This window comes from Streptomyces tamarix (assembly GCF_032423885.1).
In the GTDB taxonomy this organism is placed as follows: domain Bacteria; phylum Actinomycetota; class Actinomycetes; order Streptomycetales; family Streptomycetaceae; genus Streptomyces; species Streptomyces tamarix.
The window spans coordinates 86,028-108,066 of record NZ_JAWCTQ010000017.1; the positions used below are offsets into that span (position 1 = coordinate 86,028).

The following is a 22,039-nucleotide window of genomic DNA, read 5'->3' on the forward strand; positions in this document are numbered from 1 at the left end:
AGGGGAACCCCACGTGACCGCAGACCGGCTGCCCTTCCGCGACCCGCGGCTGCCCTTCGGCAAGCGCGTCGACGACCTGCTCGGGCGGCTCACGCTCGACGAGCGCGTCGCGCTGCTCCACCAGTTCGCGCCCGCCGTGGACCGCCTGGGCGTGCCCGCGTTCCGCACCGGCCAGGAGGCCCTCCACGGCGTCGCCTGGATGGGCCCCGCCACCGTCTTCCCCCAGGCCGTCGGCCTCGGCGCCACCTGGAACGAGGACCTCGTCCGCCGTGTCGGCGAAGCCGTCTCCACCGAGGTCCGGGCGATGCGCGCCCGGGACGAGCGCGTCGGCCTCAACGTCTGGGCGCCCACCGTCAACCTCCTGCGCAACCCCCTGTGGGGCCGCGGCGAGGAGGGCTACTCCGAGGACCCCACCCTGACCTCGGCCATCGCCACCGCCTACACGCGCGGCCTGCGCGGCGACCACCCCGTGTACTGGCGCACCGCCCCGGTCCTCAAGCACTGGCTCGCCCACAACAACGAGACCGACCGCGACACGAGCTCCGCCTCCGTGCGCCCCCGCGTCCTGCACGAGTACGACCTGCGGGCCTTCCGCACCGCCGTCGAGGCGGGCGCCGTCGCCGGCGTCATGCCCGCCTACAACCTGGTCAACGGCCGCCCCAACCACGTCTCGCCCTATCTGCGCGAGCACCTGCGCACCTGGACCGACCAGGAGCTCCTCGTCTGCTCCGACGCGGGCGCGCCCAGCAACCTCGTCGACTCCGAGCACTACTTCGACACCCACGAGGAGGCCACCGCCGCCGCCCTGCGCGCCGGCGTCGACAGCTTCACCGACCACGGCACCGACGGCTCGAAGATCACCGCCCGGGTGCGCGGCGCCCTCGACCGCGGCCTCCTCGACGCGTCCGACATCGACGCCGCCGTACGCCGCCAGCTCCACGTCCGCTTCGCGCTCGGCGAGTTCGACCCCGACCTCGACCCGTACGCCGACACCGACGCCTTCGACACCGCCGAGCACCGCGCCCTGGCCCTGGAGGCCGCCGAGCAGGCCGTCGTCCTCCTCACCAACGACGGCCTCCTGCCCCTCGACCCGACCGCCGGGCAGCGCGTCGCCGTCGTCGGCCCGCTCGCCGACGAGTGCAAGCTCGACTGGTACAGCGGCACCCTCATCCACCGCTCCAGCCCCCTCGACGGGATCCGCGACCGGTTCGGCGCCGACCGGGTCACCCACGCCGAGGGCGCCGACGTGGTGCGCCTCCGCTGCGCCGCCGGCCTCCTGCGCGTGCCCGAGGCGGGCGGGACCGCCCAGACGGCCGCGCGCGGCGCCGAGGGCGCCCTCGACCCGGCCCTGCTCGCCGGGCGCACCGACCTGCCGCCGCTCACCGCCGACGCCGAGGGCACCGAGTTCGCCCTCACCGACTGGGGCGGCGGCGTCCTCACGCTGCGCGCCCCCGGCGGCCTCTACCTCTCCGTCGCCGACGACCGCCGCGTACGGGCCTCCGCGGACCAGCCCGGCGGCTGGGTCGTCCAGGAGACGTTCCGGCTCGAACCGCACGGCGACGGCCACCTCCTTCGGCACATCGGAACGGGGGGTCACGTCTCCGTCGCCGCCGACGGCGCGAAGGTTGCCGCCGAAGGCGAGGAAACCCCGACCGTCTTCACCGTCGAGACCGTCCGCCGCGGCGTGGACGAGGTCGCCGCCGCCGCCGAGGCCGCCGACGTCGTCATCGTCGTCGCCGGCAACGACCCGCACATCAACGGCCGCGAGACCGAGGACCGCACCACCCTCGCCCTGCCCGGGGCGCAGGACCGGCTCTGGCGCGCCGCCCGCGCCGCCAACCCCCGCACCGTCCTGGTCCTCTCCTCCTCCTACCCGTACGCGGTCCCGGACGCCGCCGCCGAGCTGCCCGCCCTGCTGTGGACCGCCCACGGCGGACAGGCCGCCGGCACCGCGCTGGCCCGCGTCCTCGCCGGCGACGTCTCCCCGGCCGGCCGGCTGCCCCAGACCTGGTACGCCGCCGACGCCGACCTGCCGGACCTGTTCGACTACGACGTCATCGGCGGTCGCCAGACGTACCTCTACTTCGACGGCCGCCCGCTGTTCCCCTTCGGCCACGGCCTGACGTACACGACGTTCGCCTACGCGGACCTCACCGCGGAGCGCCGAGGCGACACGGTCCACGTGGCGTTCACCGTCACCAACACCGGCCCCGTCGCCTCCGACGAGGTCGCCCAGGTGTACGTCCGCGCCGTCGACCCGACCGTCCCGCGACCGCACCGCGAGCTCGTCGCCCACCGCCGCCTCCACCTCGCGCCCGGCGCCGGGCGGCGGCTGGAGTTCGAGGTGCCGGTCCTTGCGATGGGCTTCTGGGACGTCGCCCACGGCCGCTGGACGGTGGAGCCCGGCACGTACGCGTTCCTGGCCGGCGCGTCCAGCGCGGACCTCCGCCTGGAGACCGGACTGCGGGTCGACGGCCCGCCCCCCGCCCCCCGCCCGGTCCTGGAGCGCGGCCTGGCCGCCGCCGACTACGACGAGCAGCGCGGCACCGTGATCGCCGACCGCGCCAAGGACTCCGGCGACTGCGTCATCCCCGACGACGGGGGAGCGGGCGAGTTGCTCTACCGCCGCTGCGACCTCGGCGCCGGGGTGCGCGCGGCCACCCTGGAGGTCTCCGGCACGGGCACGGTCGCCCTGGCCCTCGCGGACGGCACCGAACTCGGCCGCGTCGACGCGGCGGTGCCGGGCGGCCCGTACGCCTACGCCGACCTGGAGACGACCGTCGACGCGCGCGGCGTCCAGGACCTCCGGGTCACCCTGACCGGCACCGTCCGCCTCGCCGGGCTGCGGTTCGCCCCGGCCGCCGGCTGACCGCCCCGCCCCGCCGGACTGCGCCCCGCGGCCCGGCGGGGCACGCTGGAGGCGTGGAGCGTAGCGTGCGGCCGGAGACACGGGAGCTGGGCGCAGCCCTGGCGGCCCTCATGGAGGACACCGGCGCCTCCGTCGGCATGCTCTACCTGCTGTCCCCGGACGACCGGGCGCTGCGCCTCACCGTCCTGAGCGGCGTGCCCCTGGACATCGCCGCGCCGTGGACCCGGGTGGCGCTCGACGACCCCGTCCCCGTCGCGGACGCCGTGTCCCGGGACCGCCTGGTGTGGCTGGGCGACCAGGAGGAGATGGCCCGCCGCTACCCCCGGCCGGGGCTGGTCCTGCCGTACCGGTTCTCCCTGGCCGCCGTCCCCGTCACCACCGGCGACCCGGTCCGGGGCGGGCTCGTCATGCTGTGGCCGGCCTCCCACCCGCCGACGCTCACCGGGGACGAGGCGCGGGCCCTGCGGGAGGGCGCCGAGCGGATGGCCGCCGTCCTCGACGGGGCCGCCCGCGCGGGCCGCCCCGTGCAGCCGGCCCTCCGGCCCCTCGTGGTCCACCCCCGCGGCACCCCGCCCGTCACCGACCGGGCCACCGCCGCCCTGGCCTTCGCCGACCGGCTGCCCGGCGGGAGCTGCGCCCTCGACCTCGACGGCCGTATCACCTTCGTCACCCGGGCCGGCGCCGACCTCCTCGGCCTGCCCGCGGCGGACCTCCTCGGCGCCCTGCCGTGGGAGGCGCTGCCCTGGCTGGACGACGCCGTGGTGGAGGACCGCTACCGGGCCGCGCTCATCAGCCGGGAGACCACCGCGTTCACCGCCGTGCGCCCGCCCGGCCACCGCCTGCGCTTCCGCCTCCACCCGGACGCCACCGGCATCAGCGTCCGCATCACCCCGCTGCCCGGCACCCCGGCCGCCCCGCCCGGCGCCGCGCGGGACGCCGAGGCGCCGGGCCGGAACGCCCCGGCGCCCGTGGTCACCGGCCGGGCCGGCGGCCTCTACCACCTGATGCACCTGGCGGCCCTGTTCACCGAGGCCGTGGGCGTCAAGGACGTCGCCGAGCAGACCGTCGAGCAGCTCACCCCCGCCCTCGGCGCCGAGGCGCTCGCCCTGCTCGCCGCGGAGGACGGCCGGCTGCGGCTGGTCGGGCACGGCGGACGCGATCCCACGCTCGCCGAGGCGCTGCACTCCGTCCCGCTCAGCGCGGACACCCCCGAGGTGCGGGCGTTCACCACCGGTACGGCGCTGTTCTTCCGCAACGCCGGGGAACTGCGCGCCGCCCACCCCCGCGCGCGCCACCAGACGCCGGAGGGCGCCTGGGCGTACGTCCCCCTCATCGCGTCCGGCCGGCCCGTCGGGGCGCTCGTCCTCGGCTACGGCAGGCCCCGCCCGTTCCACTCCCCGGAGCGCGCCGTCCTCACCTCCCTGGCCGGCCTGATCGCGCAGGCCCTCGACCGGGCCCGGCTGTACGACGCCAAGAACGACCTCGCCCACCGCCTCCAGGCCGGCCTCCTCCCGCACAGCCTGCCGAGCGTCCCCGGCCTGGGCGTGGCCGCCCGCTACCTGCCCGCCGCCGTCGGCATGGGCATCGGCGGCGACTTCTACGACGTGATCCGGCTCGGCGACACCGCCGCCGCGGTCACCATCGGCGACGTCCAGGGCCACAACGTCGACGCGGCAGCCCTCATGGGCCAGGTCCGCACCGCCGTCCACGCGACGGCGGGCGCGGCGCCCGGCGAGGTCCTGGCCCGCACCAACCGGCTCATCCTCGACCTGGACCCGGGCCTGTTCACCAGCTGCCTCTACGCGCACCTGGACCTGACCCGGCGCCGCGCCGTCATCGCCACGGCCGGGCACCCCCGCCGCTGTGCCGGCACGCCGACGGCACCACCGGGGTCCTGGAGGTACCGCCCGGACTGCTCCTCGGCATCGACCCCGGCGCCGCGTACCCGGAGACGGAGGTCCCGCTTCCCCCCGGGGCGCTCCTCGCGCTCTACACCGACGGGCTGGTCGAGGTGCCCGGGGTGAGCCTCGACGAGACCACCGCCGACCTCGCCGCCCGGCTCTCCCGCGGCGCCCCGGACGACCTGGACGCGCTCGCCGACGCCCTCGTCGACCACGCCCGCCGCACCGCGCCCCGCGACGACGACATGGCCCTCGTCCTGCTGCGCACCCGCTCCTGACGCGCGCCTCCCGGTCGCCGGCCCGCCCGCACCGGCGCACGCACGGCACGGCGCGGCGCGGGCACCGCCGCACGTGCCCGCGCCGCCCTCACCGCGCCGCCCTCACCGCGCGGAGAAGCGGTGCACCGTCGCCGAGCGGTACGTCTCGCCGGGCCGCAGCACCGTCGACGGGAACTCCGGCCTGTTCGGCGAGTCCGGGAAGTGCTGGGTCTCCAGGCACAGCCCGTCGCCCTGCCGGTAGGTGCGCCCCGACGGCCCGGACAGCGTGCCGTCGAGGAAGTTCCCCGAGTAGAACTGCAGGCCCGGCTCGGTCGTCGTGATCCGCAGGGTCCGGCCCGACCCGGGGTCGCGCAGCGTCGCCGCGTACCCGGGGGCGCGGGTGGCGCCCTTGTCGAGGACCCAGTTGTGGTCGTACCCCTGCGCGCCGACCAGTTGCGGGTGCGCCGTGCGGATGTCGCGGCCGATCGGCTTGCCCTGCCGGAAGTCGAACGGCGTGCCCGCCACCTTCGCCAGCTCCCCGGTCGGGATCAGCGTCGTGTCGGTGGGCGTGTAGCGGGACGCGGCGATCCGCAGCTCGTGGCCGAGGACGTCGCCGGAGCCCTCGCCGGCGAGGTTGAAGTACGTGTGGTTGGTCAGGTTGACGACGGTGGGCCGGTCGGTGGTGGCCGCGTAGTCGATCCGCCAGTCGCCCTCCCCGGTCAGGGTGTACGTGACGGTCGTGTCGAGCCGGCCCGGGTGGCCCATCTCGCCGTCGGCGCTCACGTACCGCAGCACCAGGCCGACCCCGGCGGGGGAGCGGAACGGCTCCACGTCCCACACCCGCTTGTCGAAGCCGGCCGCCCCGCCGTGCAGGCTGTTGGGCCCGTCGTTCACCGACAGCCGGTACTCGCGCCCGTCCAGGGTGTAGCGGCCGCCGCCGATCCGGTTGCCGTACCGGCCGATGAGCGCCCCGAAGTACGGGCTGGACGCCACGTACTCCTCGAGCCGGTCGAAGCCCAACGACACGTTGGCGTACCGGCCGCGCCGGTCCGGCACCTCCAGCGACTGGACGATGCCGCCGTACGACAGCACCCGCATGCGGGTGCCGCCGTTCTCCAGCGTCCAGCGGTGGACCCGGGTGCCGTCGGCGAGGGTGCCGAAGTGCTCTCTCACGGGTGTCCTGCCTTCCTGCGCGTGGGCGGTGCCCGGGGCGGCGACCGCGGTGAGGCCCGCGGCGGCGGCCGCCGCCAGGACGGTGCGTCTGCTCGTTTCCATTGCGGCTCCTTGAGGGGGAGGGGAAACCGGTGAAGGGGGTGAAGGGGGAGTCACTTGCCGGCCCTGCGCTTGTTCCAGACGTCGAAACCGACCGCGGCCAACAGCACCAGGCCCTTGATGACCTGCTGGTAGTCCGTGCCGATGCCGACCAGGGACATGCCGTTGTTGAGCACGCCCAGCACCAGTCCGCCGATGACGGCGCCCATCACCGTGCCGACGCCGCCGCTCATGGACGCGCCGCCGATGAACGCCGCGGCGATGGCCTCCAGTTCGAAGTTGAGGCCGGCCTGCGGGGTGCCCGCGTTGAGCCGTGCCGCGTACACGCACCCCGCCAGGGCGGCCAGCACGCCCATGTTGACGAAGACGAGGAACGTGACCCGCTTGTCCTTGACGCCGGACAGCTTCGCGGCGGCCTTGTTGCCGCCGAGCGCGTACACGTGGCGGCCGACGACGGCGTTGCGCATCACGTACCCGAGGCCGATGAGCAGCACGCACATGATGAGCATCACGACCGGCACGCCATGGAACGACGCCAGCGTCAGCGTGAACGCCGTCACGGCGGCGGTGATCGCCACGCACTTCAGCACCCACACCCCGGTCGGCGCCACGTCCAGCTCGTAGGCGAGCTGCCGCCGGCGGTCCCGCCACTCCCGCAGCAGCAGGAACACGACGGCGACCAGCCCGAGGAGCAGCGTCGGGTTGTGGTACTGCGTGTACGGGCCCATCTCCGGGATGAACCCCTTGGCGAGGTTCTGGAAGCCCTCCGGGAACGGCGCGATCGACTGGCCCTCCAGCACGATCTGCGTCAGTCCGCGGAACAGCAGCATGCCCGCGAGCGTCACGATGAACGAGGGGATGCCGAGGTACGCGATGAAGTACCCCTGCCAGGCGCCCGCGAGCGCGCCGACGAGCAGCGAGAGGATCAGCGCCGGCACCCACGGGATGTCGTGCTTGACCATCATCACCGCCGACAGGGCCCCCACGAAGGCGACGAGCGAGCCGACGGACAGGTCGATGTGCCCGGCGATGATGACGATCATCATGCCCATGGCAAGGATGAGGATGTAGCTGTTCTGCTGGATCAGGTTGGAGACGTTGTTCGGCAGCAGCAGCGTGCCGTCGGTCCACACCTGGAACAGCACGACGATGAACGCGAGCGCGATCAGCATGCCGTACTGCCGCATGTTGCCGCGCAGCCCCCGCAGGAGCACCTCGCGCGTCGACGGCCGCGCGGACGACGGTCCGGACGCCGCGCCCTTCGGGGAAGTGGTCGTGGTGGTCATGGCGGGGCCTCAGCTTCTGTTCATGGTCATCTGTCGCATCAGGACTTCCTGGGTGGCGTGGGCGCGGTCGACCTCACCGGTCAGCCGGCCTTCGGCCATCGTGTAGATCCGGTCGCACATCCCGAGCAGTTCCGGCAGTTCGGAGGAGATGAAGAGCACCGCCTTGCCCTGTGCCGCCAGCCGGTCGATGACGGTGTAGATCTCGTACTTGGCGCCGACGTCGATGCCGCGCGTCGGCTCGTCGAGGATCAGCACCTCGGGGTCGGCGTGGATCCACTTGCTGAGGACGACCTTCTGCTGGTTGCCGCCGGACAACCGCCCCACCTGCTCGAACACCGTCGGCGTCTTGATGTTCATCGTGGTGCGGTACCGCTCCGCGACCCGCCGCTCGTGGTGCTCGTCGACGACGCCGCGCCGCCGCATCCCGGTCAGCGACGCCAGGGAGATGTTGCGGTTGACGTTGTCGATGAGGTTGAGGCCGTACTGCTTGCGGTCCTCCGTGACGTACGCGATGCCGGCGGCGATCGCCTCGGGCACCGTCCGCGTCGCCACCTCCCGGCCGCCGACCTCCACGGTGCCGGAGACGTACCGCCCGTAGGAGCGGCCGAACACGGACATCGCCAGTTCGGTGCGGCCCGCGCCCATCAGCCCGGCGATGCCCACGATCTCCCCGCGCCGCACCGTCAGCGACACGTCGTCGACGACCGTCCGCTGCTGGTCCACCGGGTGCCGCACCGTCCACCCGCGCACCGCGAGCGCGACCTGCCCCGCGTCCTCGCCGGTGTACCCGGTCCGCTCGGGGAACCGCTGGTCGAGGTCGCGGCCGACCATGCCGCGGATGATCCGGTCCTCCGAGAGCTCCGGCTCGTCCTGCGGCGTCCCGCGCACGGTCAGAGTCTCGATGGTGCGCCCGTCGCGCAGGATCGTCACCGCGTCCGCGATCCGCCGCACCTCGTTCAGCTTGTGCGAGATGATGATGCTCGCGATGCCCTGCTCCCGCAGCTCCAGGATGAGCTCCAGCAGCTTGGCGCTGTCCTCGTCGTTCAGCGCGGCCGTCGGCTCGTCCAGGATGAGCAGCCGCACCTCCTTCGACAGCGCCTTGGCGATCTCCACGAGCTGCTGCTTGCCGACGCCCAGCTCCGAGACCGGCGTCTGCGGGTTCTCGGCCAGACCCACCCGCTTCAGCAGCCGGCCCGCCTCGCGCAGCGTCTCGTTCCAGTCGACGATCCCGCGGGCGGCGCGCTCGTTGCCGAGGAAGATGTTCTCGGCGATCGACAGGTACGGCACCAGCGCCAGCTCCTGGTGGATGATGACGACGCCGCGCCGCTCGCTGGCCCGGATGTCCTTGAACGCCACCGGCTCGCCCTCGAAGAGGATCTCCCCCTCGTACGTGCCGTGCGGGTGGACACCGCTGAGGACCTTCATCAGCGTCGACTTGCCGGCGCCGTTCTCACCGCAGACGGCGTGGATCTCCCCGGCCCGCACCGTCAGGTTCACCTCGGAGAGCGCGGTGACGCCGGGGAACGTCTTGGTGATCCCGCGCACCTCCAGGACCGGTCGGGCGGCGCTCACTTCAGCTGCCCGGCGGTGAAGTAGCCCTCGTCGACGAGGAGCTCGGTGTTGGTCCTGTCGATGCTGACCGGGTTCAGGAGGAAGGACGGCACGGCCTTCTTGCCGTTGTGGTAGTCCTTCGTGTTGTTGACCTTGGGCTTGCGCCCGTTCAGCACCGCGTCGCCCATCTCCACGGCCTTCGCGGCGAGTTCGCGGGTGTCCTTGAACACCGTCTGCGTCTGCTCGCCCCGGATGATGGACTTCACCGACGCCAGCTCCGCGTCCTGCCCCGTGACCACCGGCAACGGCTGGTCCGCCGTGCCGTACCCGGCGCTCTTGAGGGCGGAGATGATGCCGATCGAGATCCCGTCGTAGGGGGAGAGCACCGCGTCGACCCGCGCGTCGCCGTAGTTCTTGCTGATCAGGTCGTCCATGCGCTTCTGCGCCGTGCCGCCGTCCCAGCGCAGCGTCGTCACCTGGTTCAGCCGGGTCTGCCCGCTGCGGACCACCAGTTGCCCGCTGTCCAGGTAGGGCTTCAGCACCTTGACGGCGCCGTTCCAGAAGTACTTGGTGTTGTTGTCGTCCGGGGAGCCGGCGAACAGCTCGATGTTGTACGGGCGGCCCGCGCCCTTCGCCGGCTCGCCCAGCTTCAGCTTGTCGACGATGTAGCGGGCCTGGAGCTCGCCCACCCGCTCGTTGTCGAACGAGGCGTAGTAGTCGACGTGCTCGCTGCCCATGATCAGCCGGTCGTAGGAGATCACCGGGATCCCGGCGTCCTCCGCCCGCTGGAGCACCTCGGTGAGCGCCGAACCGTCGATGGCGGCGACCACCAGCAGCCGCCGCCCCTTGGTGATCATGTTCTCGATCTGGGCGATCTGGTTCTCGACCTTGTCGTCGCCGTACTGCAGGTCGGTCTCGTACCCGGCCTTGCGGAACTGCTCCGCCATGTTCCGGCCGTCGGCCACCCACCGCTCCGACGCCTTGGTCGGCATGGCCAGGCCGATGGTGCCGCCCTTTCCGGCCGGCGGCTTGTAGCGGCTGCCGCCCCGGGCCTCCTGGCCGCAGGCGGTGAGCGAGACGGTGAGCAGGGCCGCCGCGAGGGCGGCGCCCGCGACGCGGGCTGTGCGGGTGCGCATGGGTCAGTCGCCTTCCGGGACGGGGAAACGCCGCAGGTCGCCCGGGAGCCGCGAACCGAGCGGCGACATGCCGCCGTCCGCGCCGTGGCGGGCCAGCAGGTCGAGGACCAGACGCCCGCGCCGGACCCGCTCCCGCGCGGTGGCGAGCGTCGTGTCGCGGAGCTGGGCGCCGTACGGGTAGATGCCGGGGGACCGGCTCAGCCCGAACTTCAGGTACAGCGGTGCGCCGCGCCGGATCAGCTCGGCCGCCTCGTACATCCGGATGTAGCCGCCGAGGTCGTCGGGGGCCTCCACGTACATGTCCATCGGGGCGCGGCTGACGCGGCGTATCTCGGTCAGGTGCGCGAGCGTCAGGTCCGACGGCACGTTGAGGGAGTCGGCGCCCAGCCGCTCGTACACGGCGTACGAGGCCGGGTTGACCGGACCGATCAGCGCGGACAGCTTGAACGTGGTGTCCGCCGGCAGCGTGCCGGCCGCGCGCAGCCGGTGCAGCGTCCACAGCACGCCCTCGTCGGCGACGAGCAGGCAGCGCACGCCCAGCTCGGTGGCGCGCAGCGCGTCCTCCACGCACCCGGCGAGCCCGTCGTGGCCGCGGGCGCGCAGCCCTGCGCCGCCCGAGTCGGTACGGGTGGCCGCGCCGATGTCCCAGGTGCCGCGCGGCCCGGTGAACAGGCACAGCTCGATGTCCCGTTCCGCGCAGGACTCCACCATCTCGGTGATCTCGGCGTCGGTGAGCATCCACACGCCGCTGCCCTGGCTGATCCGGTGAACGGGCACGTCGAGGCGGGAGCTCTCCTTCAGGACGACCGCGAGCGCCTCCGGGCCCTCGACGGACGGGATCTCGGTGCGCCACACCCCGCCGTCGGGGAAGGCGTGCGGGGAGGCGTCGGCCGGGTCGGGGTCGGGGGCGGGGTGGCCGATGCGGGCGAGGGCATCGGCACCCGGGCGACGGGGTGCGGACGGGGAGGTCACAGGACTCCTCTGGGGTCGGTCGAAACCACAGGTGTTCGATATTTCGGTCGTTATTCGGATCTTGCGGGGTGCGGCGGCGCGGGGGCCGTTGGGCGCTCCCCGCGCCGCCGCACGTCTCGGGGGCCGGTCAGGGCCGCAGCAGCACCTTCCCGGTCGTCGGGTCACCGCTCCCCACCAGCGCGATCGCGTCGGCGAACCGCTCCAGCGGGAACTCGTGGGTGACGAGCGGCGCCGGATCCAGCAGACCGAGCGCGAAGGCCCGTACCGCGTCCGCCCACGCCTCCGCCGACGCGCCGAAGACGCTGCGGACCTCCAGTTGGCTCACCGACAGGTGCACGGGGTCGATCCCGGTCGCGCCCGCCGTGAACATCCCGGTCAGCACCACCCGGCCGCCCCGCCGCGCCAGCAGGCACGACGACGCCGCCGTGGACGGCGCCCCGGCCGTCTCCACGACCAGGTCGAACCGCCCGCGCAGCGCCTCGCCGCCCTCCGGCGTCAACGCGCCGGTGGCCCCGAACCGCAGCGCCGCCTCGGCGCGCGCGACCCGCGGGTCGATCACGACCAGCTCCGCCGGCGACGACGCGGCCAGCAGCTGCACGGCCAGCAGCCCCAGGGTTCCCGCGCCCACCACCGCCACGCGCTCGGTGGGGCGCGGCCGCCCCGCGCGTACCGCCGCCGCGATCACCGCGGCCGGCTCCAGCAGCGCCGCCGCCCGCAGGTCGGCGTCGTCGGGCAGCGGGTGCAGCAGCCGCGCGGGCACCGTCAGGTGGTCGGCGAACGCGCCCGGCTCGGTGAACCCGGTCTCGGCGTACCCGCCGGTGCACAGGCTCGTCTCCCCGCACCGGCACCGCTCGCAGACCCCGCACGAGCGGAACCCCTCGGCGACCGTCCGCCGGCCCACCAGCGCGGGGTCCACCCCGTCGCCCACGGCCTCCACGGTCCCGGCCCACTCGTGACCCGGCGTCACCGGGTAGCGGACGTAGCCGGGGGCGCGCTGGCCGTCGAGCACCTCGCGGTCGCTCATGCAGATCCCGGCGGCCGCGACCCGGACCAGCACCTCGCCGGGCCGCGGCGCCGGAACCTCCCGCTCGACCAGCCGGTGGGCACCCGGCCGGTCGATGACCACGGACCGGCTGACAGCCGCCGCCGGCCGGTCCGTGGCGTCTGGTACCGGACTCACCTGGTGCCCTTCGGGGCGCGCTTCTCCCAGCCCTCGGCCCACAGGTCGAACCGGGCCTGCTGCTGCGGGAACTCCGCCGCCGCGTCCACGTCGAGCTCCACGCCGAGGCCCGGCGCGTGCGACACCTCGAAGCAGCCCGTCTCGGGGTCCACCTGAGGAGCGCCCTTGACCACCTTCTTGATCTCCGCGTCCGCGAAGTCGTTGAAGTGCTCCAGGATCTTGAAGTTGGGGGTGCAGGCGGCCAGTTGGAGCGAGGCCGCGGTCAGCACGCTGCCGCCCACGTTGTGCGGGGCGACCAGCATGTAGTGCGTCTCGGCGGTCGCCGCCAGCTTGCGGGTCTCCAGGATGCCGCCGATGTGCCCCAGGTCCGGCTGGATGATGTCGACGGCCTGCGACTCGAACAGCTCGCGGAACTCGATCCGGTCGTGGATCCGCTCGCCCGTCGCCACCGGCAGGTCCACCTTGTCGGCGAACTTCTTCAGCGCCTTCAGGTTCTCCGGCGGCACCGGCTCCTCCAGCCACGCCGGGCGGTACGGCGCCAGCTCCCGCGCCAGGCGCACGGCGGTGGCCGGGCTGAACCGGCCGTGCATCTCCAGCATCAGCTCGGCGTCCGGCCCGATCGCGTCGCGCACCGCCTCGATCAGCGCCACCGCGTACCGGGTCTGCTCGGCGTCCAGCTCGAAGTGGCCGGTGCCGAACGGGTCGATCTTCAGCGCCCGGTAGCCGCGCGCCACGACCTCCTGGGCGGCCTTGTGGTACGCCTCGGGGGTCCGCTCGGTCGTGTACCAGCCGTTCGCGTACGCCTTGACGCGGTCCGTGACCTTGCCGCCCAGCAGCTGCCAGACCGGGACGCCCAGGGCCTTGCCCTTGATGTCCCAACAGGCCATCTCCACGACGGCGATGCCGGACATGACGATCTCACCGGCCCGGCCGTAGTCGCCGTACTTCATCCGCCGTACGAGGTCCTCCACGGCGAACGGGTCGGAACCCGCGATGTGGTTGATCTCCGCCTCCCGCAGGTAGCCGATGAGCGCGTCCGTGTGGCCCAGCATGCGGGTCTCGCCGACGCCGGTCAGGCCCTCGTCGGTGTGGACGAGCACGTAGGTGAGGTTGCGCCAGGGGGTCCCGACGACATGAGTGCTGATTCCCGTGATGCGCACGGTAGTTGCCCCTAGAGTCCGTTCGATACGTTGGTTGTGTTCGACATTTCGTCACACGTTCGAAATCGTGGCGTGACCGTAATCAGCCCCCGGGCGGGGTGTCAATGGTTCGCGCACCTCCCGCTCGGCGGAGTGCGGCGCACGGGGGTGCGATCCGGCGGTCCCGCCCCGGCCGTTGCCCGCGGAGGCGTCGCTGAGTAGCCTGTGTTCGTCATACCGGTCAGTGGCCGGGGTTTCGAACGAAGGGGTGGGTGGCCTCATGGGACGGTTGGTTCCCGCGGTGACCAGGGCGCTCGACATTCTGGAGCTGTTCCTCGACGGAGACGGCACGCTCTCCGCACCGGAGATCACCCGCAGGCTCCAACTGCCCCGCACCACCGTGCACGAGCTCGTCACCACGCTCGCCGCCCGCTCCTACCTCGTGCCCCTCCCCGAGCAACCCGGCCGCTACCGCCTCGGCGTCCGCGCGTACCAGCTCGGCAGCCGGTACGCCGAGCAGCTCGACCTCGCCGCCGAGGGCCAGCGCGTCGCCCGCGAGGTCGCCGAGACGTGCGACGAGACCGTCCACGTCGCCATCCTGGAGGACCTGGACGTCATCTACATCGCCAAGGTCGACTCCACGCACGCCGTGCGCATGGTGTCCGCCGCCGGCCGCAGGCTCCCCGCCCACTGCACCTCCGTCGGCAAGATGCTGCTCGCCTCGCTCCCCCCGCACGAGCTCGACGCCCGGATCGACGGACGCGAACTCGCCGCCATGACCCCCAGCAGCCTCACCGACCCCGACGAACTGCGCGCCGCACTCGCCGCCGTCCGGGAGCGCGGCGTCGCCACCGAGCACCGCGAGTCCAACCCCGACGTCAGCTGCGTCGCCGCGCCCGTGCGCGACAGCGCCGGACGGGTCGTCGCCGCCCTGTCCATCTCCGTCCCCATGATCCGCTGGAGCGAGGAGCGCGAGGCCGAACTGGCCGAGCTGGCCGCCAAGGGCGCCGCCGACCTCTCCGTCCGCCTCGGCCACCGGGGCACCCGGTGACCCCGCCGGCCGCGCCCCGCCCCGGCCGCGTCGAGGTCGCCGTACGGGAGACCGCGCAGCTCGGCGAGGGCCCCACCTGGGACCCGGCCACCGGCCGCCTCGTCTGGGTCGACATCCTCGGCTCCCGCCTCCACACCTACGCCCCCGCCGACGGCCGCCGCACGGTCGTGCTCACCCCCCAGCACGTCGGTGCCGCCAAGCCCCGCGCCGGAGGCGGACACGTCGTCAACCTCCGCGACGGCATCGGCCTGTACGACCCCGACGGCACGTTCCGCTGGCTCCTGCACGACCCCGTCGACGGCCGCCGCGGCAACGACGCCGCGGTCGCCCCCGACGGTAGCCTGTGGGCCGGCACCATGCGCTACGACGAGGCGCCCGGCGGCGGCACCCTCACCCGGATCGCCCCGGACGGCACCGCCACCACGCTCCTGCCCGACGTGACCGTCAGCAACGGCACCGACTGGAGCCCCGACGGCGGCCTCGTCTACTACGTCGACACCCCCACGCGCCGCATCGACGTCCTGCGCACCGACGGCGGGCACGTCGTCGACCGCCGCCCGCTGGCCACCGTGGAACCAGGCGCCGGCTTCCCCGACGGACTCACCGTCGACGCGGACGGCTGCGTCTGGGTCGCCCTCTGGGACGGCGCCGCCCTCCGCCGCTACACCCCCGACGGCCGGCTCGACCGGACCGTCCCCCTGCCCGTACGCCGCCCCACCGCCTGCGCCTTCGGCGGCCCGGGCCTGCGGGACCTGTACGTCACGACCGCCCGCACCGGCCTCGACCGCCCGCACCCGCTGAGCGGTTCGCTGCTCGTCCTGCCGGACGCCGGACAGGGCCGCGAGGGCCGCGCGTTCGCAGGGTGACCTGGGCTTGCTACTATCGCCCGCCATCTCGACGCCACAGGTACGGGGGCAGTTCGAGCACACCAGCACCGACAGCACGACCATCGAAGCAGCGCGACGAAGCGCAGGGGAGAGGCCGCCCGTGGGCACATCCGCCGATGACGCCGCCACGGAGTTCCACGAGTTCTTCGAGCGCCACTACGCCGAACTCGCCCGCCTCGCCCACCTGCTCACGGGCGAGGCGGACGCGGCCGACGACCTCGCCGCCGACGCCCTCCTGGCCCTGTGGCACCGCTGGGACCGCGTCCGCGCCGCCCAGCACCCCGCCGCCTACGCCCGGGGCGTCGTCGCGAACCTCGCCCGCAGCCGCATCCGCAGCGCCGTGCGGGAACGCCGCCGCATCGCCCTGTTCTGGTCGCAGCGCACCGAGTACACCGAAGGACCCGACGTACCCGCCGTCGTCGACGTGCAGGGCGCCCTGCGCCGGCTGCCGTTCCGCAAACGGGCGTGCGTCGTGCTGCGCCACGCCTTCGACCTGTCCGAGCGGGAGACCGCCCTCACCCTCGGCATCTCCGTGGGTACGGTGAAGAGCCAGACATCGAAGGCCATGGCGCAGCTGCAACAGCTGCTCGGCACCCGCGCTGCCGCGTCGGAGCTGGTCGGAGGAAGGAACTAGTGGACGAGCTGCAGCGAGCGCTCCGGGACGCCGCCCGGTCGCACCACCCCGACCGGGCGCGGATCCTCGCGCGCGTGGAGCGGGGGATGGACCGGCCGGCCCCCGCCCCGCGGCGCCACCACCGGCCGCCCGCCCCCCGGTGGCCGCGCGTCGCCCTGGCCGCCGCCGCCGTCGCCGGCGTCCTCGTGGTCGGCGGTCTCGGCGCGCGGGCCGTCCTCCACGAGGACGCCCCGGCCCCCGCCCGGGTCGCCGACCCGCCGCCGGCCACCCCCACCGCCCCGGCCCCCACGAGCGCCGTGGACGGCTTCCTGCGCGCCCGGGGCGACGTCGACCCGCACAGCAACCGCTTCTGGGCCCAGTCGAACATCACCTTCAACACCGCCACCGCCCTCACGGGGCTCACCGTCGAGCTGCGCGTCGCCCAGACCGGCGGCGTCGCCGACACGGGGAACTGGCGCACCCCGCCCGCCGGCCACTTCACCGTGTCGGTGCGCGAGGAGGGCGGCGCCCTCGTCTACACCTGGACCCTCCGCGAGGGCCGCACCGTCCCCGTCGGGCGGCACGTCTTCGCGGGCCAGTACAACCACGCCGAAGGCGGCCGGGACGCGGGCGGCGACCGCTTCACCGTCACCGCGACCGGCGCGGACGGCGAGCGGGCCACCGTCACCGGCGGCTTCGCCTCCGGGCCCGGCGCCACCGGTTCCTCCTGAGGTCGCGTGACCGCTGACCGGCGACGACAATGGCGAGTGCCGGACGAACAAGGAGGCGGCATGACCGAAGAACCCGAGACGAGCTCCCGGCGAGGGGGTGGCGTCACCCCCGACGCCCTCCTGCACAGCGGTGCCGAAGGCGAGTTCACCGCCGAGGACCTGGTCCTCGCCTCCGGGCGCGACGTGAACCCCGAGAACCTCGCCTGGGCCGAACGCAGGATGGCCGAGAAGGGGAAGGCGGCCCTCGACGAACTCCTGCCCTGACCCACCCCCCTCCGGGCCACGCCGCGCGCCCCGCACGGCGTGGCCCCGCCACGCGGCCCCCGCCCCGGTCAGCCCGCGCCGCCCTCCGCGCCGTCCCGCACGTCCTCCCCGTCCTGCACGTCCTCCTGGACCAGCGGACGCGTCGCCGGCCCCTGCACGACCCGCCCCTCCACGTCGAACCGCGACCCGTGGCACGGGCACTCCCAGGCGGTCTCCGCGTCGTTGAAGTGCACCACGCACCCCAGGTGCGTACAGCGCGCGGACACCGCGCGCAGCGCCCCCGCCCCGTCCCGGTGCACCGCGAGCAGCCGCCCGCCGACCCGCACCACTGCCCCCTGGCCCGGCCCCACGTCCGCGACCGAGTCGGCGTACGCGCCCGGCGCCCGGTCGCCCACGAAGTGCTTCGCCACCTGCGCCTGGAGCCGCAGCACCGCCGGCACCTCCCGCAGCGGGCGCAGACGCACCGGGTCGTACAGCGACGCCCAGGCCGAGTCCCGGCCCCGGATCCGCGCCGCCAGCAGCGACCCCGCCATCACCCCGCCGCTCATGCCCCACCCGGCGAACCCGGTCGCCACGTACACGTGCCGCGCCCCGGCGTGCAGCCGCCCCACGTACGGCACCCGGTCCGTGGTCCAGTTGTCCTGCGTCGCCCACCGGTGGGTGATCTCCAACGGCGCGAACCGCTCCCGCGCCCACTGCTCCAGCCGCGCGAACCGCTCGCCGACCTCGCCCTCCTCCGCGGTGCCCGGGGTGAACTTCTCCCCGGTCACGATCAGCATCCGCGTCCCCTCCTCCCCGGTGGGGGCCGTCCGGACCGAGCGCGTACCGCCCTCCGACGTCAGGAACACCCCGCCCGGGTCGCGGTCCGCCGGGATCGGGCCCGCCACGACCAGCTCCCGCTTCGGCTCCAGCCGCGTGAACAGCAGCGCCCGGTCGAACACCGGGTAGTGCGTGGCCACGACCACGTGCCGCGCGACCACCGTGTCACCCCGCTCGGTGGTCACCTCGCACGGCGTGCCCTCCTTCAGCCGCGTCACCCGGGTCCGCTCGTAGATCCGCCCGCCGAGCCGCTCCAGATCCGCGGCGAGGCCCAGCAGGTACTTCCGCGGGTGGAACTGCGCCTGCCCCTCCACCCGCACCGCGCCCGCCACCGGGAACGGCAGCGGCGTGCGCGTCACGTACGACGCGGGGAGCCCCGCCTCCAGCGCCGCGTCCGCCTCGGCCCGCAGTCCGTCCGTCCGCCCGGGGTCCTCCGCGTACGTGTACGCGGGGAGGCGCTCCAGGTCGCAGTCGATGCCCAGTTCCTCGCTCACCTCGGCCACCCGCTCGACGGCCAGCTGCTGCGAATGCGCGTACAGCCGCGCCGCCCGCGCGCCGTGCACCGACTTCACGTCCGCGTACACCTCGCCGTGCAGCGCCGACAGCTTCGCCGTCGTGTGCCCGGTCACGCCGGTGGCGATCCGGTCCGCCTCCAGCACCACCACCGGGTGCCCGGCCCGCGCCAGCTCCCACGCGGTGCACAGCCCCGCGATGCCGCCGCCCACGACGACGACCTCCGTCTCCACCGACCGCTCGAGAGCCGGACGGGCCGGCCCCGGCGCGTACTCCATCCACAGCGAACCGGACAGCGGGTCGAAGACCATGGGCGCACTCCTCCTCGGCGGTCACACCGGGCCACCGCCGCGGCCCGGGAGGTCCGGGTGCCCGGAGAAGGCGCATGAAACCCCCGGAGCTGCGCACTCGTATTCCATGACCCACCACATCAACCCCCCTGACCCCGATCCCGACCGCACCCCGGGGCTGGACGCCGGCGGCTCGGTGCGCCCGGGCGAGACCCCGCCGGCCGAGAGCAGCACCCCGGGCGCGGGCCCCCGCGACACCCACAACCCCCCGACGGGCTGGGCGAAGGCCCCCCTGGCGATGATCCTGGTGGTGGTCGTCCTGGTGGCGGCCCTCTTCGCCGTCATGGCGGTCGTCATCGCGAGCTGACCGCGGTGGTGCGGCGGCGCGTGGCCGGATCCCGCGCCTCCCGCACCTCCCCGGGCCGCCGCCACCCGCGCCGCCCCGTACGAACCCCGCAGACAGGGCGCCATACTGGACGGGCCGGGGAGGCGCAGCGAACGACGGGGGCGACATCACGCGATGGCGGAGACCAGGCTCATCCACGGCCGCTACCGGCTGCTGGAGGTGATCGGGCGCGGCGGCATGGGGGAGGTGTGGCGGGCCACCGACGAGTCGCTCGGCCGCCGGGTCGCCGTGAAGTGCCTCAAGCCGCTGGGGGCGCGGCAGGACCCGGACTTCCTGCGGGTGCTGCGCGAGCGGTTCCGGCGCGAGGCCCGCGTCGCCGCCTCCCTCCAGCACCGCGGTGTGACGGTGGTCCACGACTTCGGCGAGGCGGACGGCACCCTGTACCTGGTCATGGAACTGCTGGAGGGCCGCAACCTCAGCCAGCTCCTGGGGGACAACGCGCGCCACCCGCTGCCGGTGCACGACGTCGTCGACATCGCCGAGCAGGTCGCCGACGCCCTCGCCTACACCCACCGCCAGGGCATCGTCCACCGCGACCTCAAACCCGCCAACATCATGCGGCTCGCCGACGGGACGGTGAAGATCTGCGACTTCGGGATAGCCCGCCTCGGCGCCGACATCGGCGTCTCCTCCCGCCTCACCGGCACCGGCATCGCCATGGGCACGCCGCACTACATGTCACCCGAGCAGATCAGCGGCGACCGGGTCGACCACCGCAGCGACCTGTACTCGCTCGGCTGCGTCCTGTACGAGATCGCCACCGGCGCCCCGCCGTTCGACCAGGACGACGCCTGGGCGATCCTCGTCGGCCACCGCGACACCCCGCCCGAGCCGCCGCGCAGGCGCCGCGCGGACCTGCCGCCGCTGTTCGAGCGGATCGTGCTGGACCTGCTCGCCAAGGCCCCCGAGGCCCGCCCCGCCGACGCGGGCGACCTGCGCCGCCGCATCACCGGCACCCGCCGCACCGCCCTGCCCGCGAACGCCCCGCAGCCCCCGCACCTCCCGGACGCCCACCGGCCCGTCCCGCCGCACCCCCCGGGCACCGGCCACCCGGACGGCCCCGCCGACGCGTCCGGACGCGTCCCCCTCCACCCCGGGCCGGGGCCCGCCGCCCCCGCGCTGCTCCCGGCCTGGACCCGCTCCATGACCACCGGCCGCACGTCCGTCGGCGCCCTCCTGCCGCACGCCGCGCCCCCGCCGGAAGATCCGGCGTCGGCGCTCACCGGCCAGTGGACGGCCGCCGGAGCTCCCCCGCGCCCGCGCACCGCGCCCGCCCTCCCCGGCACCCCGGTCGCGCCCGCCCTCCCCGGCACACCGGCCCCCGGCGCCCCGGCCCCCGGCGCCCCTGTCGCGCACACCGCCCCGCCCCCGGTCCCCGTACCGGAGCCGGACCTCCTCGCCGTCCTGGCCGGCCGCCACAGCGCGGGACTCAGCCTGGGCCGCCTGGGCCGCTGGGCGGAGGCCGGCGAGGCGCACCGCGCCGTCGCCGCCGAGCGCGCCCGCCTCCTCGGTCCCGACCACCCCGACACCCTGGCCAGCCGGTACGAGTACGCCTTCGCCCTCAGCCGCGCGGGCCGCCCCGCCCCCGCCCTGCGCGAGTTCGGCCACGTCGCCGAGGGCCGCGCCCGCCTCCTCGGCCCGGGCCACCCCGACACGCTCACGGCCCGTCAGGAGACCGCGCACGTCCTGGGCCGGCTCGGCCGCCACGCCGAGGCCCACCGGGTGTACGCCGACGTCCTCGCCGCCCGCGAGCGCGTCATGGGCGCCGACCACCCGGACACCCTGCGCTGCCGGCACAACCTCGCGTTCACGCTCGGCCGGCTCGGCCGGCTGGAGGAGTCGTACCGCACGGCGTACGAGGTGGCGGCCGCCCGCGCCCGGCTCCTCGGCCCCGACCACCCCGACACGCTGGTCACGCTCTACGAGGTGGCCCACGTCCTCGGCCGGCTCGGCCGCTGGGCCGACGCGCTGGGCACCTACCAGGAGATCGCCGCCGCCCGTGCCCGCGCGCTCGGCCAGGACCACCCCGACACCCTCGCCGCCCGCTACGAGGCCGGCATCTGCCTGAGCCGCCTGGGCCGCGGCCGGGAGGCGCTGGAGCTGTACCGGGACCTGGTCGCGGCCCGTACCCGGGCGCAGGGCCCCGACGACCCGGAGACCCTGCGCGCCCGGCACGGCCTCGGGGTCAACCTGGGCCGGCTGGGTCGTTGGGAGGAGGCCCTCGCCGAGGCCCGCGAGGTCGCCGCGGCCCGCACCCGGGTGCTGGGTCCGGACCACCCGGACACGCTGGTCAGCGGCCGGGAGGTGGCCGTGTGCCTGGGCTGGCTCGGCCGCTGGGGCGAAGCGCTCACCGGCTACCGGCACGTCGCCGGGGCCCGCGAACGGGTCTTCGGCCCGGACCACCCCGACACCCTCGCCAGCCGCAACGACGAGGCGCAGTGCCTGGAGCAACTGGGCCGGCACGCCGAGGCGGTCGAGCTGTACCGGCGCGTCGCCGCCGCCCGCCGTCGGCCCGCGCCCGGGTGACGGCGGGCGGCGGCCACGCGCCGCCCCGCCCGCCCGGACAACGGCCCGGGCGGGCACCCCGCAAGGTGCCCGCCCGGAAGCGACGTCGCTGGGGAACCGGTCAGTCCATCTCCCAGCAGACCGCGTCGAACGTGGCGGCCTGGGCCTTGCCCGCCTGGACGTAGCTGCCGTCCACCCAGCAGCCCCTCATGTCGCTCGTGTGCGCGGCGGCGGGGGAGGCGGTGAAGAAGCCGACCGCGAGCAGACCGGCCAGAGCGATCGAGACGCGACGAAGCATGTTTCTCTCCTTTGAGTGAGTGGGGACTCGCCACGACTCTTCACCAGCCGGGGCGGTACCGCACGCCGGGACGTACGACCGGGTGGTCCGCCCCTCCGC

The 22,039-nt window shown here is 74.7% G+C and carries 17 protein-coding genes and 1 pseudogene; 9 read left to right on the forward strand and 9 right to left on the reverse strand.

Annotation, left to right across the window (positions count from 1 at the left end):
* Nucleotides 1-13 precede the first annotated feature (13 nt).
* Nucleotides 14-2,869 carry a glycoside hydrolase family 3 C-terminal domain-containing protein gene (locus tag RND61_RS15905; RefSeq protein WP_315878606.1) on the forward strand — a complete coding sequence of 952 codons (2,856 nt, stop codon included), beginning with the start codon at nt 14-16 and terminating at the stop codon, nt 2,867-2,869.
* 110 nt (nt 2,870-2,979) lie between these two features.
* A pseudogene (locus RND61_RS15910) lies at nt 2,980-5,048 on the forward strand (SpoIIE family protein phosphatase).
* Nucleotides 5,049-5,150: 102 nt separating this feature from the next.
* On the opposite strand, the gene RND61_RS15915 reads toward RND61_RS15910, so the two are convergent.
* From RND61_RS15915 to RND61_RS15945, 7 genes are all read right to left on the reverse strand, one after another.
* Nucleotides 5,151-6,302, reverse strand: a complete 1,152-nt coding sequence (locus RND61_RS15915; RefSeq protein ID WP_315878607.1) for an aldose epimerase family protein — start codon at nt 6,300-6,302, stop codon at nt 5,151-5,153.
* A gap of 50 nt (nt 6,303-6,352) precedes the next feature.
* The gene (mmsB, locus tag RND61_RS15920; RefSeq protein WP_315878608.1) at nt 6,353-7,585 is read right to left on the reverse strand and encodes a multiple monosaccharide ABC transporter permease; all 1,233 of its coding nucleotides are present in this window, start codon (nt 7,583-7,585) and stop codon (nt 6,353-6,355) included.
* A gap of 9 nt (nt 7,586-7,594) precedes the next feature.
* A complete protein-coding gene (gene mmsA / locus RND61_RS15925; protein WP_315878609.1) occupies nt 7,595-9,157 on the reverse strand; it encodes a multiple monosaccharide ABC transporter ATP-binding protein in 1,563 nt (520 codons plus the stop codon).
* Nucleotides 9,154-10,272: a multiple monosaccharide ABC transporter substrate-binding protein gene (chvE, locus tag RND61_RS15930; protein ID WP_315878610.1), complete on the reverse strand. Its 1,119-nt coding sequence runs from the start codon at nt 10,270-10,272 to the stop codon at nt 9,154-9,156. Before chvE ends, mmsA begins: the two co-directional genes overlap by 4 nt.
* A gap of 3 nt (nt 10,273-10,275) precedes the next feature.
* The gene (locus RND61_RS15935; RefSeq protein WP_315878611.1) at nt 10,276-11,244 is read right to left on the reverse strand and encodes a hypothetical protein; all 969 of its coding nucleotides are present in this window, start codon (nt 11,242-11,244) and stop codon (nt 10,276-10,278) included.
* A gap of 127 nt (nt 11,245-11,371) precedes the next feature.
* Nucleotides 11,372-12,424 carry a zinc-dependent alcohol dehydrogenase gene (locus RND61_RS15940; RefSeq protein WP_315878612.1) on the reverse strand — a complete coding sequence of 351 codons (1,053 nt, stop codon included), beginning with the start codon at nt 12,422-12,424 and terminating at the stop codon, nt 11,372-11,374.
* On the reverse strand, nt 12,421-13,584 hold the full coding sequence (locus tag RND61_RS15945) for a mandelate racemase/muconate lactonizing enzyme family protein (protein ID WP_315878613.1): 1,164 nt from the start codon (nt 13,582-13,584) through the stop codon (nt 12,421-12,423). The genes RND61_RS15940 and RND61_RS15945 overlap by 4 nt, the downstream gene beginning before the upstream one ends.
* 259 nt (nt 13,585-13,843) lie before the next feature.
* On the opposite strand from RND61_RS15945, the gene RND61_RS15950 reads away from it, so the two are divergent.
* From RND61_RS15950 to RND61_RS15970, 5 genes are all read left to right on the forward strand, one after another.
* The gene (locus RND61_RS15950; protein ID WP_315878614.1) at nt 13,844-14,614 is read left to right on the forward strand and encodes an IclR family transcriptional regulator; all 771 of its coding nucleotides are present in this window, start codon (nt 13,844-13,846) and stop codon (nt 14,612-14,614) included.
* Nucleotides 14,611-15,480, forward strand: coding sequence for an SMP-30/gluconolactonase/LRE family protein (locus tag RND61_RS15955; protein WP_315878615.1), 870 nt, complete (start codon nt 14,611-14,613; stop codon nt 15,478-15,480). The genes RND61_RS15950 and RND61_RS15955 overlap by 4 nt, the downstream gene beginning before the upstream one ends.
* Before the next feature lie 121 nt (nt 15,481-15,601).
* Entirely contained in the window at nt 15,602-16,135 is a 534-nt protein-coding gene (locus RND61_RS15960; RefSeq protein WP_315878616.1) for a SigE family RNA polymerase sigma factor, read from the forward strand.
* A complete protein-coding gene (locus RND61_RS15965; protein WP_315878617.1) occupies nt 16,135-16,845 on the forward strand; it encodes a hypothetical protein in 711 nt (236 codons plus the stop codon). Before RND61_RS15960 ends, RND61_RS15965 begins: the two co-directional genes overlap by 1 nt.
* Before the next feature lie 60 nt (nt 16,846-16,905).
* On the forward strand, nt 16,906-17,109 hold the full coding sequence (locus RND61_RS15970) for a hypothetical protein (protein WP_315878618.1): 204 nt from the start codon (nt 16,906-16,908) through the stop codon (nt 17,107-17,109).
* A gap of 68 nt (nt 17,110-17,177) precedes the next feature.
* Here RND61_RS15970 and RND61_RS15975 read toward each other — a convergent pair whose 3' ends face one another.
* Nucleotides 17,178-18,752, reverse strand: coding sequence for an FAD-dependent oxidoreductase (locus RND61_RS15975; protein ID WP_315878619.1), 1,575 nt, complete (start codon nt 18,750-18,752; stop codon nt 17,178-17,180).
* A 106-nt stretch (nt 18,753-18,858) separates the two neighbouring features.
* Here RND61_RS15975 and RND61_RS15980 point away from each other — a divergent pair, with 106 nt between their 5' ends.
* Nucleotides 18,859-19,098, forward strand: a complete 240-nt coding sequence (locus RND61_RS15980) for a DUF6480 family protein (protein ID WP_315878620.1) — start codon at nt 18,859-18,861, stop codon at nt 19,096-19,098.
* A gap of 153 nt (nt 19,099-19,251) precedes the next feature.
* Nucleotides 19,252-21,663, forward strand: coding sequence for a serine/threonine-protein kinase (locus RND61_RS15985; protein WP_315878621.1), 2,412 nt, complete (start codon nt 19,252-19,254; stop codon nt 21,661-21,663).
* Nucleotides 21,664-21,763: 100 nt separating this feature from the next.
* Here RND61_RS15985 and RND61_RS15990 read toward each other — a convergent pair whose 3' ends face one another.
* Nucleotides 21,764-21,940: a hypothetical protein gene (locus RND61_RS15990; protein WP_315878622.1), complete on the reverse strand. Its 177-nt coding sequence runs from the start codon at nt 21,938-21,940 to the stop codon at nt 21,764-21,766.
* Between the last annotated feature and the right edge of the window lie 99 nt (nt 21,941-22,039).

Bases quoted from the DNA above. Each gene is read 5' to 3' on its own strand.
- RND61_RS15970 (WP_315878618.1), top strand. From the start codon at position 16,906: ATGACCGAAGAACCCGAGACGAGCTCCCGGCGAGGGGGTGGCGTCACC.
- RND61_RS15975 (WP_315878619.1), bottom strand. From the start codon at position 18,752: ATGGTCTTCGACCCGCTGTCCGGTTCGCTGTGGATGGAGTACGCGCCG.
- RND61_RS15915 (WP_315878607.1), bottom strand. From the start codon at position 6,302: ATGGAAACGAGCAGACGCACCGTCCTGGCGGCGGCCGCCGCCGCGGGC.
- chvE (WP_315878610.1), bottom strand. From the start codon at position 10,272: ATGCGCACCCGCACAGCCCGCGTCGCGGGCGCCGCCCTCGCGGCGGCC.
- mmsB (WP_315878608.1), bottom strand. From the start codon at position 7,585: ATGACCACCACGACCACTTCCCCGAAGGGCGCGGCGTCCGGACCGTCG.
- RND61_RS15950 (WP_315878614.1), top strand. From the start codon at position 13,844: ATGGGACGGTTGGTTCCCGCGGTGACCAGGGCGCTCGACATTCTGGAG.
- RND61_RS15980 (WP_315878620.1), top strand. From the start codon at position 18,859: ATGACCCACCACATCAACCCCCCTGACCCCGATCCCGACCGCACCCCG.
- RND61_RS15990 (WP_315878622.1), bottom strand. From the start codon at position 21,940: ATGCTTCGTCGCGTCTCGATCGCTCTGGCCGGTCTGCTCGCGGTCGGC.
- RND61_RS15985 (WP_315878621.1), top strand. From the start codon at position 19,252: ATGGCGGAGACCAGGCTCATCCACGGCCGCTACCGGCTGCTGGAGGTG.